General features: G+C 35.1%; 20 protein-coding genes and 1 riboswitch. Of the genes, 8 read left to right on the top strand and 12 right to left on the bottom strand.

Translation table 11 applies throughout. The features are described 5' to 3' along the window. Window positions 1-13 precede the first annotated feature (13 nt). Entirely contained in the window at window positions 14-1,159 is a 1,146-nt protein-coding gene (gene kdpDN / locus KFD70_RS20110; RefSeq protein WP_431613301.1) for a KdpD-like non-kinase potassium sensor, read from the top strand. Window positions 1,160-1,280: 121 nt separating this feature from the next. Continuing rightward, window positions 1,281-1,835, top strand: coding sequence for a cupin domain-containing protein (locus KFD70_RS20105; RefSeq protein WP_336450658.1), 555 nt, complete (start codon window positions 1,281-1,283; stop codon window positions 1,833-1,835). A 246-nt stretch (window positions 1,836-2,081) separates the two neighbouring features. On the opposite strand, the gene KFD70_RS20100 is transcribed toward KFD70_RS20105, so the two are convergent. After that, window positions 2,082-3,290 carry an MFS transporter gene (locus tag KFD70_RS20100; protein ID WP_431613300.1) on the bottom strand — a complete coding sequence of 403 codons (1,209 nt, stop codon included), beginning with the start codon at window positions 3,288-3,290 and terminating at the stop codon, window positions 2,082-2,084. 149 nt (window positions 3,291-3,439) lie between these two features. Here KFD70_RS20100 and KFD70_RS20095 point away from each other — a divergent pair, with 149 nt between their 5' ends. From KFD70_RS20095 to KFD70_RS20085, 3 genes are all read left to right on the top strand, one after another. Then, complete coding sequence (locus KFD70_RS20095) at window positions 3,440-3,901, top strand: MarR family transcriptional regulator (RefSeq protein ID WP_336450660.1); 462 nt, start codon at window positions 3,440-3,442, stop codon at window positions 3,899-3,901. 127 nt (window positions 3,902-4,028) lie between these two features. Continuing rightward, window positions 4,029-4,883, top strand: coding sequence for a patatin-like phospholipase family protein (locus KFD70_RS20090; RefSeq protein ID WP_431613299.1), 855 nt, complete (start codon window positions 4,029-4,031; stop codon window positions 4,881-4,883). 85 nt (window positions 4,884-4,968) lie between these two features. Continuing rightward, window positions 4,969-5,202 (top strand): hypothetical protein, encoded by a 234-nt coding sequence (locus KFD70_RS20085; RefSeq protein WP_336450662.1) that lies wholly within the window; start codon window positions 4,969-4,971, stop codon window positions 5,200-5,202. A gap of 54 nt (window positions 5,203-5,256) precedes the next feature. On the opposite strand, the gene KFD70_RS20080 is transcribed toward KFD70_RS20085, so the two are convergent. The 4 genes from KFD70_RS20080 to KFD70_RS20065 form a co-directional block, all read right to left on the bottom strand. Beyond that, complete coding sequence (locus KFD70_RS20080) at window positions 5,257-6,270, bottom strand: ABC transporter permease (RefSeq protein WP_336450663.1); 1,014 nt, start codon at window positions 6,268-6,270, stop codon at window positions 5,257-5,259. Continuing rightward, window positions 6,248-7,735 carry a sugar ABC transporter ATP-binding protein gene (locus tag KFD70_RS20075; protein WP_431613298.1) on the bottom strand — a complete coding sequence of 496 codons (1,488 nt, stop codon included), beginning with the start codon at window positions 7,733-7,735 and terminating at the stop codon, window positions 6,248-6,250. The genes KFD70_RS20080 and KFD70_RS20075 overlap by 23 nt, the downstream gene beginning before the upstream one ends. Further along, the gene (locus KFD70_RS20070) at window positions 7,732-8,847 is read right to left on the bottom strand and encodes a sugar ABC transporter substrate-binding protein (protein WP_431613297.1); all 1,116 of its coding nucleotides are present in this window, start codon (window positions 8,845-8,847) and stop codon (window positions 7,732-7,734) included. Before KFD70_RS20070 ends, KFD70_RS20075 begins: the two co-directional genes overlap by 4 nt. 88 nt (window positions 8,848-8,935) lie before the next feature. Then, window positions 8,936-9,040: riboswitch (SAM riboswitch) on the bottom strand. Between the two features lie 89 nt (window positions 9,041-9,129). Beyond that, on the bottom strand, window positions 9,130-10,431 hold the full coding sequence (locus KFD70_RS20065) for an NCS2 family permease (protein ID WP_241818212.1): 1,302 nt from the start codon (window positions 10,429-10,431) through the stop codon (window positions 9,130-9,132). Between the two features lie 231 nt (window positions 10,432-10,662). Here KFD70_RS20065 and KFD70_RS20060 point away from each other — a divergent pair, with 231 nt between their 5' ends. The 3 genes from KFD70_RS20060 to KFD70_RS20050 all read left to right on the top strand — a co-directional run bounded on the left by KFD70_RS20060 (window position 10,663) and on the right by KFD70_RS20050 (window position 12,897). Beyond that, window positions 10,663-11,529: an SDR family oxidoreductase gene (locus KFD70_RS20060; protein ID WP_336450666.1), complete on the top strand. Its 867-nt coding sequence runs from the start codon at window positions 10,663-10,665 to the stop codon at window positions 11,527-11,529. Between the two features lie 119 nt (window positions 11,530-11,648). Continuing rightward, window positions 11,649-12,410: a L,D-transpeptidase gene (locus KFD70_RS20055; protein ID WP_336450667.1), complete on the top strand. Its 762-nt coding sequence runs from the start codon at window positions 11,649-11,651 to the stop codon at window positions 12,408-12,410. A gap of 214 nt (window positions 12,411-12,624) precedes the next feature. Continuing rightward, a complete protein-coding gene (locus tag KFD70_RS20050; protein ID WP_336450668.1) occupies window positions 12,625-12,897 on the top strand; it encodes a hypothetical protein in 273 nt (90 codons plus the stop codon). Window positions 12,898-13,023: 126 nt separating this feature from the next. On the opposite strand, the gene KFD70_RS20045 is transcribed toward KFD70_RS20050, so the two are convergent. The 7 genes from KFD70_RS20045 to KFD70_RS20015 form a co-directional block, all read right to left on the bottom strand. After that, entirely contained in the window at window positions 13,024-13,239 is a 216-nt protein-coding gene (locus tag KFD70_RS20045) for a DUF1540 domain-containing protein (protein ID WP_336450669.1), read from the bottom strand. Window positions 13,240-13,311: 72 nt separating this feature from the next. After that, window positions 13,312-13,731, bottom strand: a complete 420-nt coding sequence (locus tag KFD70_RS20040; RefSeq protein WP_336450670.1) for a thioredoxin family protein — start codon at window positions 13,729-13,731, stop codon at window positions 13,312-13,314. Window positions 13,732-13,743: 12 nt separating this feature from the next. Beyond that, window positions 13,744-14,163, bottom strand: a complete 420-nt coding sequence (locus tag KFD70_RS20035) for a disulfide formation protein C (protein WP_336450671.1) — start codon at window positions 14,161-14,163, stop codon at window positions 13,744-13,746. Window positions 14,164-14,306: 143 nt separating this feature from the next. After that, window positions 14,307-15,158, bottom strand: a complete 852-nt coding sequence (locus KFD70_RS20030; RefSeq protein ID WP_336450672.1) for an LCP family protein — start codon at window positions 15,156-15,158, stop codon at window positions 14,307-14,309. A gap of 128 nt (window positions 15,159-15,286) precedes the next feature. Further along, on the bottom strand, window positions 15,287-15,535 hold the full coding sequence (locus KFD70_RS20025) for a YhdB family protein (protein ID WP_336450673.1): 249 nt from the start codon (window positions 15,533-15,535) through the stop codon (window positions 15,287-15,289). Between the two features lie 121 nt (window positions 15,536-15,656). Then, on the bottom strand, window positions 15,657-16,163 hold the full coding sequence (locus KFD70_RS20020; RefSeq protein ID WP_336450674.1) for a PCYCGC motif-containing (lipo)protein: 507 nt from the start codon (window positions 16,161-16,163) through the stop codon (window positions 15,657-15,659). 58 nt (window positions 16,164-16,221) lie between these two features. Next, window positions 16,222-17,322 (bottom strand): GerAB/ArcD/ProY family transporter, encoded by a 1,101-nt coding sequence (locus KFD70_RS20015; protein ID WP_336450675.1) that lies wholly within the window; start codon window positions 17,320-17,322, stop codon window positions 16,222-16,224. Window positions 17,323-17,324 lie beyond the last annotated feature (2 nt).

The raw sequence follows: 17,324 nt of genomic DNA, 5'->3' as shown, positions 1-17,324 counted from the left end.
ATGTGATAAGAATATGTACGCTGAAAATGATGAACCCACATTTCAAAGAAGATCACCAGAGGAATATTTAGAGGAAATAAGGAGAATGAATCGAGGGAAATTGAAGCTATATGTAGGTGCTGCTCCAGGAGTAGGAAAAAGTTATAAAATGTTGTTTGATGCGCAGGAAATGAAAAAAGAGAACATTGATATTGTCATTGGTTTAATTGAAACACATGGAAGAAAAGAGACAGAAGAAGCAATTGCTGATTTAGAAAAAGTCCCTTTAAAAGAAATAAACTATAAAGGAAAAGTATTTTATGAGCTTCATGTAGAAGGGATTATAAAGAGAGCACCACAAGTAGTTGTTGTCGATGAACTAGCACATAGCAATATCCCAGGATCAAAACATAAAAAGAGATATATGGATGTAGAAGAACTATTAGAGGCGGGAATATCAGTATTATCAGCGTTTAATATCCAACATTTAGAAAGCGTTCATGATATTGTAGAACAAATTACAAACGTAAAAGTACGAGAGCGCATTCCAGATTTTATTTTACAAAAAGCAAATGAGATTCAACTTGTTGATGTAACACCGGAAGTGCTGCGGAAACGATTAATTGATGGAAAGATATATAAGGAAGAAAAAATTCAGAAAAGCTTACAAAACTTTTTTACAGTTAATAATTTAGGAGCTTTGAGAGAGTTATCGCTTAGAGAAGTTGCAGACGATATGGATGATAAAATTAGCCAATCGGTAATGGATCCAATAGGTGTAAAGGAAAAAATTCTCGTTTGTGTGCAATATAGTTCAACAGCAGAGAAATTAATACGGCGTGGTTGGCGTATGGCAGATCGATTAAATGCTGAATTATATGTATTAAATGTTGAAAGAGAAAAGATAGAATCATTATCGGTAAGCAAAAGGCAAACAATTGATGAGTGGCAATCATTGACGAATCAATTTCATGCTACGTTTTTGTTGGAAGAAGCAAAAGGAAGAAAACCAGCTGATGTCATTATTGAAGTTGCAAAACGATTACAGGTCACTCAAATTTTACTCGGTCAATCAGCAAGAACAAGATGGGAAGAAATTAGAAAAGGATCTATTGTAAATGAAATTATGAGGCAAACGAAGCATATTGATATTCATATTGTTGCTGATCAAAGAGTGTAAAGTGTTTCTTTGAAATAAAGTTTGATCATTTATTACTGCCCATTTATCCCCATTTTGCATCCATATAAATAGGCAGCTGCATAGGATAAAAGGTAAATGAAATCATGAGAGGAGCATGAATATGTACCGTAAATCATGCCATCACTATCAGTGGGAAAATCCAATGCATAGCAATTGGAATAACAACAATTGGATATATAATTGGAATCCTTATTATTGTAATAGGAACAATAACAACTGGAATCCTTATTACGGAAGCAGCAGATTAACAGATTATGGACCGAAACCATTTGTAGTGAATATTGACCAAGCTACTAAGCAAAATAATACTTACCGCACCGCTTTATGGACAGGGGAAAACTTACAGGTGACTCTGATGAGTATTCATGTTGGAGGTGATATCGGTTTAGAGGTCCACCCGACAACTGATCAATTCATACGTATTGAAGAAGGTCAGGGGCTTGTTCAAATGGGGGATAGCAAAGATAAATTAGATTTTCAAGAAATGGCCTATGATGACTATGCGATTATGATACCTGCTGGAAAATGGCATAATGTAACCAATATGGGTAATATACCACTTAAAATTTACGCTATCTATGCACCGCCAGAGCATCCGTATGGTACAGTTCATGAAACAAAAGCAATTGCCACTGAAGAAAGCCGCTATTACTAATCAACTAATAGGTGCTAATGTTCGATAAAACGTATCTTAAAACGATCAAACTTTTTATAAAAAAATTTAAATTTGCTGAAGAAGACTCCATTTTGACCAATCTTTTTTCAAAATGGAGTCTTCTTATATACTTTAAAATATAAGTTTGTGGGGTGTTTTTAATCAGACTTTATTCAAAAACTACATAAAGCGAGAATGTCTAAGTCCAGGAAAAGAGCTGTTCTCGGATACTCTCTTTTTTGCTTGTTATTTAGCCTTTTGAATTTCTGCGTTTCTTACAGGATGATGAGCTAGCTTTTTCATCGAATATAAGACCACGATTAGAAAAAGAACTGCCCCTGTAAAGAAGATCCAAAAGTAATTTTGATTAAATAATAGAAAACCACCTACAATTGGTCCCATGCCCATTCCAATATAACGAATAAAGTTATAAATTCCAATGGCAGTTGCTCTTTCTTCTACAAATTCTTCTGTTAATAAAGTGGTATGTGTCGGCATGGATAACCCCATGCTAAAACCGTATAGGGATATGACAAGGAGAACCGTGGGAATACTTAGATGGTATGTGAAAGAGAATAGAATGACGCATATGATATTGAAAAAGCTAGTAATCAGTAAAGCTTGTTTTGTAGTAAGGAATCTTTGTAAAAACTTGTAGCAATAACTTCCTAGCATAATACATAAGGACATTGGTACAAATATCATTCCAATTTCACCTGCATTTTGATGAAATAAATTTGTGAGTATGCTAGGTAAAAAAACGAGAAAACAAAAGTAAATACAAAACTGTATAAAGCCAATGATTGCGATAGAAAATCCAGTGTTATTTCTTAAAATACTCCGATAAGGCTTAGCTTTTTTAGCTGTTTTAGGCAGAGCGGGTTTTGTTTCTGGTAGCAATGTAACATTTACAATTAACAGGAATACACCAATTGTAGATAAGAATAGAAAAATAGATACGTGACCATTTATATTTCCAAGATAACCGCCTATGAGAGGACCTACAGCAGGAGCAAGGACAAGTACCATTTGGTAAAGACTCATCGCTTTTCCGCGTTCCTTTCCTTCGAATAAGTCACCAATAATGGTAGCAGCTACAACAGGAATGGCTGCTATTCCTATTGCTTGAACGGCTCTGAAAATAAGAAATATATAAATATTTGCTGTAAAAGCACAGCCAATGGTACCGATTGTACTGATGAATAGGCTAGGAATCAAAATATATTTTCGCCCTTTTGTATCAATGAATGGTCCATAAATAAGCTGCATAATGGCAAGAACAAAAGTAAAAATAGAGACAGTTAAATTTACAAGATAAAGAGAGGTGTGAAAGGAATCTTGAATCATTGGTAAAATAGGTGTGTAAATATTTTGAGCAAAAGAACCTAATAGAGCACTCAGGCAAACAATGTATAGAATGGAGTTTAATCTTGATGAAGATAATGAATGTCTCATAATAAACCCTCCTTAATTTAGTTTCCTCGGAAACTAAATTAATTTTAACATTATTTTCTCACTTGTAAAGATAAAAAAATGATTTTACAATGGTATATAGTTAAATTGTTTCTATGGAAACTTAAACCGTATTATGGAGGGGATCCGATTTGGACCGTACATTAAGGCAAATAGAAATACTTTCGGATATTCGCACACTTGTTCATAAGAAAGAAGAGCATATGAAGGAAAATGATGAGCGGTTTCTTCGTGAGACAGGTGTAAGCGGTATGTCTCTATCAGAACTACACGTAATTCAATGCATAGGAACAAAAGGTTTAATGAATGTGACAGCGATTACGGAAGAGATGGGAATGACAAAGGGAGCCATTTCTAAAATTTGTACAAAATTGTTTCATAAACAATTTGTTGAAAAGATGAAAATGCTAGATAATCAAAAAGAAATATTTTTCCGTTTAACAGATAGTGGAAATGAAATTTATATAGCACATGAGACACTTCATCAACAAGCTGAAGAGAAGTGGCTATTACTTTTAAGTCAATATACAGAAGAGGAATTGTCATTGATTCAAAGGTTTATAAAGGATGTAGGAGCGCATTTAGAAAAGTAGAGGAATAATTTCTGCTCGCATTAAGCCTTCTGAATATGGTTTTTGGAGAGACTCGTATATAATAGAAAGAGATACTTAACAAGATGAATAATTAAAGAGTCTATATATATAAAGAGGAGAGAAAACAATGCTTGAAAATACGGGGTTAGTATTAGAAGGCGGCGGTATGCGCGGCGTATATACGGGGGGAATACTAGAATACTTTATGGAACAGGATTTATATTTCCCATATATTATTGGTGTTTCAGCAGGAGCTTGTCATGCGGCGTCATATATTTCAAGACAAAGAAATCGAAATAAAACAGTAAATATTGATTATGCAACACATCCAAGATACTTATCTTACAAAAATTTATGGAAAAAACGACAGCTATTTGATATGGACTTTATTTTTCGTGAAATTCCAGAAAAGCACGTGCCATTTGATTTTGACACATATTTTAATAGTGCAGAGCGTTTTCTAGTAGGGACGACAGACTGTGAAACAGGTAAACCAATGTATTTTGAAAAAGAAGGTACAAATGAAGATGCATTGACGTTACTACAAGCATCTAGCTCATTGCCATTTATCGCACCAGTTGTAAATTATCGTGGTAAACAATTATTGGATGGCGGCATTTCGGACCCAATTCCAGTTCGAAAAGCGCAAAAAGATGGCTATGAGAAATCAGTTGTTATTTTAACGAGAAATCATGGATATGCTAAGAAAAAATCAAAATTTGGATGGATTGCAGCGAAGGCTTATAAGAAATATCCACACCTTGTAAATACAATGCTAACTCGCTATGAAACATACAATGAGACGCTTCATTACATTGAAAAAGAAGAATTAGCTGGCAATCTATTCGTCATTCGTCCAGAAGTGCCACTTCAAGTAGACCGAATGGAAAAAGACCCACAAAAACTGCAAAATTTATATGAGCAAGGATATAAGGATGCTGCGAGACAGTTTGCGGATTTACAGGCGTTTTTACAAAATTAATGGATGGAAAACCTCTTAAAGAGGTTTTCTTGTTTTTTAAATAGATTGAATATAAAATCTATTACTTTTCAATATGTGGTATAATATGGATATAACATTTGAAGGAATGGTACATATGGGAAATGTATATAAAGGACTTCGGCACACTGGGTATTTGGCAATGATTATTTTTGGCGGCGTATTTCTATTACGCTTTATGATTCATGATGAATTTTTATTAGATCAACTCATTGGTTTCAGCGCGGGACTGGTGATGTTTATTTCTTCGTTTTTGATTCAAAAGTATAGTAAAGAATTGCAAATGAATGAAGAGTATTAGAAAAAAGCCTTGGTTCACTCAAAATTTGTGAACCAAGGCTTTTTCTTTCCCTCGCTATTTGCGAGTAAGCTTCTTTTTTGTAAATGAAAATGCAAGTGCACCAATTAAGATACTACCTTTTATAATATCTTGTGCATAATAAGGAACATTCATCATTGTTAAACCATTTAATATAATTCCAATTAAGATAGAACCAAGAAATGTTCCAATTACATTTGGCTTTTTTGCGCCAAACATTGCATAGCCAATATAAGCAGCTGCAACGGCATCCATTAGCAATGGTGCGCCAGCTGAAACTTGCCCTGTTCCAATTCTGCTACTCAAAATAATCCCACCAATCGAGGCGAATAAACCACTAATCATATAAGCATATAAACGATAACGATCTGTAGGAATTCCAGCTAGTCTAGCAGCTTCGCGATTTCCACCTGTTATATAAAAGAAACGACCATACGTTGTTTTTTCTAGAAATAGATAGGAAATGAGAACTGCTATAAGCATGATAATAACAGGAACTGGGATGCTAGCAAGAGCCCCTTGACCGATAAATAGAAAGGATGGAATAAAATGTCCTGAAGCAGTTCCGTTTGCTCCAGACATTCCTTCGTAAATAGAAGATCCTTTTGAAAATGTTAAGTGTACGCCATTAACAATATACATGACACTTAGTGTAGCTAGTAAGTCAGGTAATTTAATACGAATAATAAGTAGTGCATTTAACAACCCGACTAATAGGCCACAAAGAATAGGGATAAGGAGTGTCATCCATAATTCTTGGCGATATAAAACGAGACATGCAGCAGAGGCGATTGTTGCTAGGCTAGCTGTAGAGCCAACTGACAAATCAAATCCATCAACAATTAATGTGAAGGTGACCCCAATTGCAAGTAATGTAACGATAGAAACGGAACGTAAAATGTCACTAATATTGTTATAAGTTAAAAAAGAATCATTTACAATTGAGAAGAAAATTGTCACGCCTATAATAATAGCAATTGTACTAAATTGATAAAAAAGATTAGTAGATAGGAATGTTTTTTTCGTTTTAGTTTCGTGAACTAGATTCAACGGAATAGCTCCCTTCAGATAAATGTAAAAGTTGTTCAGGTGAAAGTTCATGAGGAAGGTATTCACCTATAAATTCTCCATTCACTAGTATTAAAATACGATCAGCAATGTGTAATGCTTCATCCTGTTCGCCTGTAAAGTAGAGAACGGAACTTCCCTTCTCTGTAATGTGCCGAATAAATTGAAAAATGTCTTGTTTTGCAGCTACGTCGACACCTTTTGTTGGTTCATCTAAAAGAAAGAGATTGGGCTTAAAGCCAGTCCATTTCGCAATAGAAACTTTTTGCTGATTACCACCGCTAAGTGAATGGACGGAAGTTTTTGGATTACTTGGTGAAATGCTGAAAGAAGTGATAGCCGTTTCAGCACAGCTGATTTCTAATTTTTTTTGTTTCCAACCTAATTGATGTAAATTCATATGCTCTATAATGTTTTCAGATAAGAATAATCCTTGTTTTCGTCTTTCTTCAGGTACAAGTGCAATCTTTGCTTCAATGGCATCGCGTGGTGTCTTAATGGTTATATTTTTATCATTTATCGTTGCTTGATAAGCATGGCGAGCACCAAATAATGTTTCCGCAAGTGTTGTTTTCCCGCTTCCGATTAATCCATATATAACAATTGTTTCTCCTTTTCGAATAGTAAGTGAAACAGGAGAACGATTTTTGTGTAACTGAAGATGATGAACTTGAAATATATCTTCTGTATGTTGCTTCGTTTTTGTATTTACAGGAATTGAAAGCTGTTTTCCTGTCATTGCTTCAACAATTTGTTGGTCAGTAATCTTTGTGATCGTTTCTGATAATGCAACGGTACCATTTCGTAATATAGTTACAACATCTGCAAATTTTCTGATTTCTGATAAGCGATGGGAAATTAATACGATTCCAATTCCTTGTGCCTTTAATTGCTGCAATAGCTTACCAAAGTTTTCAACTTCTTTTGGCCCAAGTGAAGAAGTTGGTTCATCTAATAAAAGATAACTTGTGTTATTAGATAATGCTCTTGCAATAAGAAGTAATTGTTTTTCATGTAAAGAACAGTTTGAAATATCTTCCCAAACGTTTAAATCGATGTGCACGGCTTGCAAATATTTTTTAGCAAGCTGTGTTAGTTGTGATTTTGAGAATAGAATTTTACTATTTAGTGCTAAATAATCGATTAGTAGATTTTCTAATACAGACAAATTTGGAATAAGCCCGTGATCTACTTCTTGTGTAACGAAAGCAATACCATGTTTTTTTGCATCTCTTGGCGAAGTGAAAGAAATGGTTTGTTCATTAATTTTTATCTTGCCGGCAACTGGACGGATTTCGCCAGTTGCTATTTTTAATAAGGTGCTTTTTCCTGCACCATTCATTCCAAGTAACGCATGAATTTTTCCCTTTTGTACCTCTATGGAAACATCTTGTAGCACAGGGGTAGTTGTATAAGAATGTGTGATGTTTTGAAGTGAGAATGTCATCGTTTTTTCTCCTTCTCTAATTTGTTCATCCAAGGTGAGTACGCATCTTTTGAATTTCCCCAGCCGCTTATGTATTTAGACAATTGTTCCATAGTGATACTTTCTGTAGGTAAACTATTTTTCTTTACAATGTATGGGTCTAACGAGTAAATATCTGGCGTATGTTCGCCGGCAATTTTTTTATACAGGAAGCGTACCTGTACTTTACCTACTTCAGCTGGATCAGTTGCAGTTGTGGCAGCCCAAGGTGAGTTTTCTTTTTGCATTAATTGTAAATCTTCGTTGCTTAAATCAATGCCGTATACTTTTATATCAGTGCGACCAGCTTGTTCAAGTGCTTTTACAGCCCCTTTGGCAAATTCATCCCAAGAAGCAAAAATAGCATGTAAATCGCCTTTGTTAGGATATTTCTTTAATAATGCTTCTACTTGTGTTTGTGTATCTAGTGGCGTGTTATTACTAGCAGTACCGAATCGAGCTACTTCTTTTATATTTGGATAACGTTTATAAAATGCATCAATGATAACGCTGCGACGTTCCATTGGAGCAAAGCCGCCAACCCATACTACAGCTATATTTCCTTTTCCATTTAAATCTTCAGCTAATGTTTTTAACGACTTCCATGCGAGACTATAGTCATCTTGATCAATAACGGTTACACCAGGTAAACGTAAATCATTATCAAATGCGACTATTGGAATGTTTGCTTGTAAGGCTTTTTCTACGCCTGGCTTTAGTGCCTCAGAGCGACCGTGATCAATTAAAATTCCATCAACTTTTGAATTAATCGCAGTATCTAGATTTGCTGCCATTTTCGCTAAGTCATTGTCGGAATTGTATACTTGTACGCTACCACCAAATTGTTCAATTTGCTTTTTTACCCCCTCAATATATTGGGAGGAGAATGTTCCGATAGACATTTGCATAATTAAAGCAACTTTTAACGGTTTTTGCACTTGTTTTGGAATTTCTGTCTGTGAATTACTTTGTGAAGAGGTCGTTTCTTTTTTTACGGTTTGTTGTTTCTGTGAAGAAACAGCATCTTGTTCATTTGTACAAGCTGTTAATGTGAACAAGAGAATGATTAATAAGATGGAACATAATTTCTTCATAAAAAAATCCCTCCTGAATGTAAGAAGAGAGGGGAGGAGAGGAAATAAAAAACGCCTTTTCAAAGAGAAAAGACGTCTTATCACGTTACTCTTATCTTTCAACACAATGTGTTGTAAGAATTAGCACCGTGCCCATTATGGGTCGGTTGCCGGGCTTCGTAGGGCTCATCCCTCCACCTGCTCTTGATAAGACATCAAATATTCAACTAGTTCGAATTATTCCACATTTATATAATGTTGTCAAACACTTTTCATAAAAAAAATTCCTCATTACGAGGAATTTTAATGCGGTAAGAAAATCAACTGATAAGCAAACAAAATACCAAATACGTATACAAGTGGATGTACAGCGCGGAATTGTCCTTTTGCCATTTTCATAAGTGGATATGAAATGAATCCAAGTGCAATACCTGTTGCGATACTTGATGTAAGTGGCATGCTTAAGATTACTAAGAATGCAGGGAATGCTTCGTCGAATGTATCCCAATCGATGTGACGTACAGAGCCCATCATTAAGCTACCAACAATAATTAATGATGGAGATGTAATTGCTGATACGCCAGAAACAGCGCCTACTAGAGGACCGAAGAATGCAGCAACCGCAAATAATGCAGCAACTGTAATTGTTGTTAAACCAGTACGTCCACCAGCTGCAACACCTGCAGATGATTCAATGTACGCTGTTGATGGTGTTGTTCCGAACATAGAACCGATCGTTGCTGAGAAAGAATCAGATAAAAGAGCGCGTCCTGATTTCGGCAGTTTGCCATCTTTCATAAATCCACCTTGCTGTGCAACACCAAGTAGTGTACCTGTTGTATCGAATAGCGTAACAAGGAAGAACGAGAATACTACGCCGTATAGTCCGTAATTAATGACATCAGAAACAGCTGTAATTGGGTTAGAAACAATAATTCCTTCTGGTAATCCAGGCATTGATGTAATGCCGTTTGAGAATGTTAACTGTCCTGTGAAATAAGCGATAATTCCTGTTAATAACATACCGAAGAATAATGCGCCGTTTATGTTTAAAGACATAAGAATAAGTGTGATTCCAAGACCAGCTAATGCAAGTAGTACTGGAGCAGAGTGAAGGTCTCCAAGGCCAACTAAGTTTGAGTCATGTTTCACTACAATTCCTGTCATACGTAAACCGATAAAAGCAATAAATAAGCCAATCCCAGCAGTAATTGCATGTTTTAAGTTTTCAGGAATAGCTTCCATTAGTTTTGTACGGAATGATGTGAATGATAACAAAATTAAAATCATGCCTGCTACGAATACAGCAGAGAATGCAATTGTAAATGTCATGCCTTCATGCGCTTTTACAACAGAGTAAGAGAAATAAGCGTTAAGCCCCATACCCGGTGCAATTGCAATTGGTAAGTTTGTGAAGATTGCCATAAATAATGTTCCGACAACAGCTGCAATAATTGTCGCTGTAAATGCTTGTTCAAATGGAACACCTGCATCACCAAGGATGATAGGATTTACGACAATAATATATGCCATTGTTAAGAAGGTAATGATACCTGCCATAATTTCAGTTTTAATAGAAGTTTTATGTTTTGAAAGGTTAAACATATAAACATCCTTTCTGTTCACGAATAATTGTCACAACAGTTATATATAATATTCGTTTTTTAACTGTATTGCAAGAGTTTTGCATAAAAAGTTTATAACAATTCATATTTTATGTCTTAATTTCGAATATTAATCGTAAGATTGCTTCTATATTTCGGCTTTTCACGTATAAGTACTTTTCATTATTGTGTACATCATAAGAAAGAGAAATGAGAAGGAGCTGAAAGATACATGACAGAACAAAAAAAGTTTTTAACGTTGCCACCGCAACACCAAAATAAACAACCAGGAATAGAATCGATGATGGACCCTCTTCCGAAGTACGAGGACCCTAATTACCGTGGTAGTGAAAAATTAAAAGGGAAAAATGTACTTATTACAGGAGGAGATAGTGGAATTGGAAGGGCAGTTGCCATTGCTTTTGCTAAAGAGGGCGCACATATTGCTATTGCTTATTTAGATGAGCATGCAGATGCAAATGAGACGACAAGACTTGTGGAAAAACAAGGTGTGAAATGTATATTATTTCCGGGTGATTTAAGTAGTGAACAACATTGTCAGAACATTGTAAAGGAAGCGGCTTCGCAACTAGGTGGTCTGAATATTGTTGTAAATAATGTTGCCCAGCAATATCCGCAGCAAAGTTTGGAATACATTACAGCGCAGCAACTTGAAAAAACATTTCGCGTTAATATTTTTTCTTATTTTTACGTTACAAAAGCCGCTCTCGCACATTTAAAAGAGGGTGATGTAATCATAAATACAGCTTCTATTGTAGCGTATGAAGGAAATGAGCAACTCATTGATTATTCTGCAACAAAAGGAGCGATTGTTGCTTTTACGCGTTCGCTCGCAAAGTCTTTAGTTCAAAAAGGGATTCGTGTAAATGGAGTTGCGCCAGGTCCGATTTGGACACCGCTTATTCCAGCAAGTTTCGATAAGAAAAAGGTAGCTGAATTTGGAAGTAATGTTCCCATGAAGAGACCTGGTCAACCATACGAACTAGCACCTGCATATGTATATTTAGCTTCAGGAGATTCAACATACGTATCAGGACAGATTCTTCATGTGAATGGTGGTGTGATTGTAAATGGATAAAAATAAGAGGGAAGGAGCTTTGTATTTTCATTCATAAGAATAGAACTCATAGTAAAAGCTAATATTGTGCCATTATATATTATGGTCAACTTTAAAGGGAGATGCTTGGGGGGATATGAATGAAAAAAGTATGTTTCGTTGTAGTACTCTTTTTCTGTCTACCAATTAGCACTTTTGCTAGTAGCGATCATTTAATACTAATTAACCTTAAGACAAATCAATTATCTTTTTTTGAAAATGGAAACTATATAAAAACGTTTCCTGTTACAACTGGAAAGCGCCAAACGCCGACTCCTGAAGGTACATTTTGTATCATTAATAAATATAAAAACAAAGAATATCATCGTAAGAAGATTCCAGGTGGTGCACCGAACAATCCACTTGGAACAAGGTGGCTCGGTTTAAATGAAAAAGAATATGCAATTCATGGTACAAATCGAGAAGGAACCATTGGAGGAAGGGAATCAAATGGTTGTATTCGTATGCATGATCGCGATATACAATGGTTATATGACCGGGTATCGTTACAAACAAAAGTCATTATTTCGCAGTTTTATACATCGCCAGAATATGCAGCTCATAAACTTGGATATCGTGTTACAAGCTGGAATGGACGAGTAATGGAAGAGGAACAAATTGGAATAGTAACACTTGTGGATCGCATGAATATATTTTGGCAAGAACCTAATGGTCAATTTACGAAAGTAAAAACGGTATTACCAAATGAACGATATGCCATTTATTCAAAGGGGCAAAATGGCAGCTATTATATAGGAAATAATTTGTATATTATGGATGAAACAGGGGAGAAAATTCGTTATGAGCAAGTTCCTTATTCCATTTTAAGTAATATTTATAAACGGAAATATAATGTACAGTAAAAGCTATCGTCTATTTACGATAGCTTATTTATTGTATAAATAAAAATCGAACCTCCTTTTTGGGGGTGGGAGAGAGGATTCGTCCATGCATAGGAGCGGCTTATATGTTCAAAAATCAAAATGAATTTATATAGAAAAATGTAATTAGCCTGCCCAATCGCAACTATTCTGTTCTTGTGAATATAATACAGTACAGATTGGGGGCGGGCATGTTATGAGAAAAGGGAATAGCCAATTTGCATTTAAAATCTTTTTGATAACGAATTGTTTATTTATTATTTATTTGTATGTGTCATTTATGTTTGGTTTTTATATTACCTTTATTGATTTAATACTTTTAGTTGGCTTTATTTGGTCCTTTATTGAAGCAAGGGAAGGAGAAGATGGAATATATCGCTGGATAACATTATTTGGAAGCGTTTTTATATTGATTTTGTATATGACGCTGATGCATGATGCTTGGAAATATGGAATTATTATGATGTAGAAGCATATTTTTAGCAGTATGCTTCTACATCTTTAAGCGTTGGAAGAGAAGCGATTGCACTATAGTTTGTACATATTATGTATGAAAGAAAAATCCCCACCTCAAAAAGGGATGGGGACTCATGTATTAATATTTCGGTCTAAACGTCTGGCAACATGTTTCAACGCTTGTTGTCGCAGAACTTTCAAGCGTTTCGCCTGTTAAGGCCGAATTTGTATAAGAGTCAGTATCTGATTGATTCGTGTTTTGATCGTCAGGCTGAACAAAGATTGCGCTTGCTTGACAAAAGTTACCTTGTCCCCAAAATGAACAATTGGAAACAGAACAGCGTACTTCTGGCATAAAATCCCCTCCTTATACATTAGTGTGGGAATTTCCCTAGCTTTCATGTATAGAAGGAGTTTCCTTTTCTCGTTACTTTTTGTTTTCCTTAAACCATTTTTCAAAAGTTTCTTTTGGCTTTTCGCCATGAATACGACTTACCTCTTTGCCATCTTTGAAATGAATAATTGTTGGCGTTCCTTCAATTTTATAATCATCCCAAGTTGAGTTGTCGTTTAAAATATCAATAACTTTCATATCAATGTTCATGTCTTTCGCCATTGGAACAACGATAGGTGAAACTTTCTCGCAATATTGACAACCTGTTTGATAGAAATACACAGTTTGTTCTTTCTTTTCTTCATTATTTTTGCGAATATCTGAAGAGGTAATTTTATTTGTGTAATAATTCTTTCCTTGTTCTTCTTTATTTTTACTTTCCATTTGTGTGACAGCAAAAATAGCTGCAAATAAGACGATAATAATACCGCCGAAGATAAGCATTTTTTTCATGATTTCATCTCCTTATTTGTTTTTAATTACAATAAAGCTACAAATTGCAATCGTGATAAATCCGATAAGTGCTAAAAACGGGATTGTGACGAATCCAAACCAATTTATATATTGTCCCGTACAAGGCACGCGACCACAAGCTGCTCCTGCTTCTGAGAATGCGGAAACTTTTTGAATCGCATAATGATAGAGCGAAATACAGGCACCGATACTTGCAATTGGTAAAGAGTATGTAGCAATGCGGTAGTCTTTTTTTACAACTGCAATACCGAGCCATAAAACAAATGGATACATAAAAATACGTTGATACCAACAAAGTACACAAGGCTCAAACTTCATGATTTCGGAAAAATATAAGCTTCCAAGTGTCGCAATAAAAGAAGCTCCCCAGGCAGTAAACAATGCATATTCTTGTTTTTTCTCACGTTCCATGTCTTTTACCTCTCTTATAATAGTTACATACTAAATTATAGTATGAAGAGGACAAGAAAATAAAGAGAAAATATTTTTATCAAGGAAAGTTTTGTGAGGAGAAAACTTGGAAATGAAAAAAACAAGGTGTATACACCTTGTTCCTAAGGGCGGTTTACAGCTTTTGTTACATTGAAAAATTCTTGAATGGCTTCTTTATTTGTTTCTTGATTCATTTTTAAGACGGAACCAGCATGTTCGATAAAAGCTGATTCATATTCTTTATCAATTGGAATTCGCATCGTTTCCATTTTATCAATGGGCTGAAACAGAATACTATTTCCAAGTGTAAATAGAGTTCCTATATCTAAGTTTGTTTTTATATACGGAGAGAGTTCGTGTGCCATTATTGGTAAACTCAGGGCCCCGTCTATAGAGTGAACCTTATCAGTAAGCGTTTGTTTTAATGCTTGAAGTACTTCCTGTTGCCGTTTCACCCGTCCAAAATCACTTTCAGTATCATGACGAAAACGTGCGTACTTTAGTAAATCTTTCCCATGAAGAGTTTGCACGCCTGGCTGTAAATGTAATCCCATATCATCGATTATTGTTTGTGTAACATTTACGTCAATCCCTTCAGGTGCGACAGTATCTACAGTTTTTACAAATGCTTCAAAATCAATCGTGACGTAATGAGAAACGTCGATTCCAAAATTATGTTGGATTGTCTTTCGTAATAATTCAGGGCCACCATAGTAATGGGCAGCATTAATTTTATTATATTTTTTATCATAAGAAGGAATTTCTACATAACTATCCCGCATAATGGAAGCGAGTTTTGCTGTCTTTTCTTTTTTATTGTACTGGGCAATCATAATTGTATCAGCACGAGCTTGTCGTTCACCTCGTGAATCGCTGCCGATAATTAAGATATTCCATACGTCTTTTTCCTGTTTTACTCCGTGAAACGAATGAGGATTATTCGCTTTTTCACAACCGATAAGCAATATAATCATACAGAGAAATACGCACAAGGATTTATGCAAAGAATCACGTCCATCCATTATTGATATATGTATTATGAACGGTTATATGGAAAAATATTCAAAAATCGCTATTCTCGAGAGGGAGAATAGCGCTTCGTTTACATCTGCATTTGGTCTATTTCTTCTATATGTGACTTTTGTGAGGCATGGTCGATATATTGAAATAGAAGTTGCAGCTGTTTGTCCACTTCTGGTAGTTCTTTTGCATATTTGTAAGCATGTAAAAAATGCTCGATTCGTTTAGAAAATAATTGATCATCGGTTTGTACCATTAAAACAAGCAACTTATCCCAATTACAACAATACGTGTAATAGAGAGCTTTATCGTAGTCGTTATATGTGTGCATTGTGTACCCTCCTTACTGAGGAGTTATATATAGTGTACACCAAGCAAGAAGAAAAACACTTGAAAGAATTTGTTAAGGAAAATGTTATGTGAAAAATAAAAAACGAGGAAATTCCTCGTTTTTACGCGTTTGGCATTGGGGTAGGCGTTGGTTTTGCGTAGCCCTCTTTATATTTATTATCAATGTAGTTTCGAATTTCAAGAGTGGATTTTCCTTTTTGTTGCATCGATGCAGATTCGACCGCAATTTCTAAACAGTTTACACAGGTAGTTGCGTGAGAATCCCAAACAACTTCTCCACTTGGTTTAATTTCTTGGATAAAACAGTTTTTATTGTTTTTATGTCCTACACTTTCTCCGCATCCACAGTAACAAGGTATCCAATTTAATAATTCGGCATTTTTTCCTGCAACTGCATAGATATCCTTCATTTGTGGGTCTAGTTTGTCCAAAAATGTTGGGAGTGTGTCAATCCCTTTTGTCGTTTCTTGGATATCACCTTGCTGAGAATGGGAAGCGTGTTCTTCTTTAGCTTCTTTAGGTTCAGAAGATTGTTGTTTGTCTGCAACGCCGCATCCAGAAAGCAAAAGACTGCTTATTACAAGTAGAGAGAATAGATACTTTTTCATCTGCATGTCCCCTTTGTTTTTGTGTTAGTAAAATTGTATCAAACTCTCTAATGCTTTCCTATGAAGAAGTTTTATTTTGTTTATTTTTTAGGCGCCATCGAATGGAGTGCCATAGAAAAAGGAGAGGGATATAGACATATACAATGTACATACCCGTCTCGGATAAAACTGTATTTAATGTGTTGATACTTTCTCGGTTTGTAAAAAATAAGGAAGCGATGTATACGACAAGAATAAAAAAAGGTAGTGTGATTTTAAATGGGATACGGAATGAACGCTTCATAGACTGACAAGAGGACCATATTGTTAAACAGAGATTTGGCAAAATGATAAGAAACCATATAAAAATAATAATATATTCAAACCGCTGAATAAAAGGGATTTTAATAATTTTTAACATGGTTAATGTAGGCCAAATTGTATGCTTTAGTAGTCCTTCACTATAGTACATAAAAGAGATAAGCGCTAAAAGTACATAAAGAATGGTTGTGAAAGCAGCACCACCATGTGCCCATCTTTTTAGAGATTTTCCTTTTTCAATAAGTGGATAAAAGAAAAGTAGCGCTTCAAATCCTAGAAATTCTAAAGCAGAGTCTTTCGTTGATTTCACAATCTCCAAAGGTGAGTGAGTGAGAATGGGTAGAACATTACGAAAATGTGCGTATTTCATTGGAAAAATTAAAAAGAACAATACGAAAATAGGTAGTATAATTCCCCAAAAACACATTCCAGTTACAGAACGGAACCCACCTTTGATAATATAGTAAGTGATTAATAAAAAGATTAAAGTTAGTTTCCATAATTTAAGGGTCGGGAATACCCAAACTTGAATTACTTCGACATATGTACGAAGGACAGTGAGACAAAATAATAAAAAATAAATCGTAACAAGCAAAGAAAATAAGGAACCGATCCATTTTCCAAAGCATGTTGTATGAATATTGATGAGGTCGTTATCTTTTTCCAACATTTTTAGCATACAAAACAATACAAGGTGAGTTGCAATTCCCGCGAGAATAAGGGAAATCCAAGCGTCATAACCGGCACTTTTTGTAATAATGCGTTGATAACCTAAAATTCCGACTCCAACTTGAAGAGAGTGAATCAAAAAAAATACGAAGTAAGGGGAAACAGTTATTTCTTTACTGGTTGTATCCATCT

It is taken from the genome of Bacillus pfraonensis, assembly GCF_050768835.1.
In the GTDB taxonomy this organism is placed as follows: domain Bacteria; phylum Bacillota; class Bacilli; order Bacillales; family Bacillaceae_G; genus Bacillus_A; species Bacillus_A pfraonensis.
This window is presented reverse-complemented; position numbering and strand designations above follow the sequence as displayed.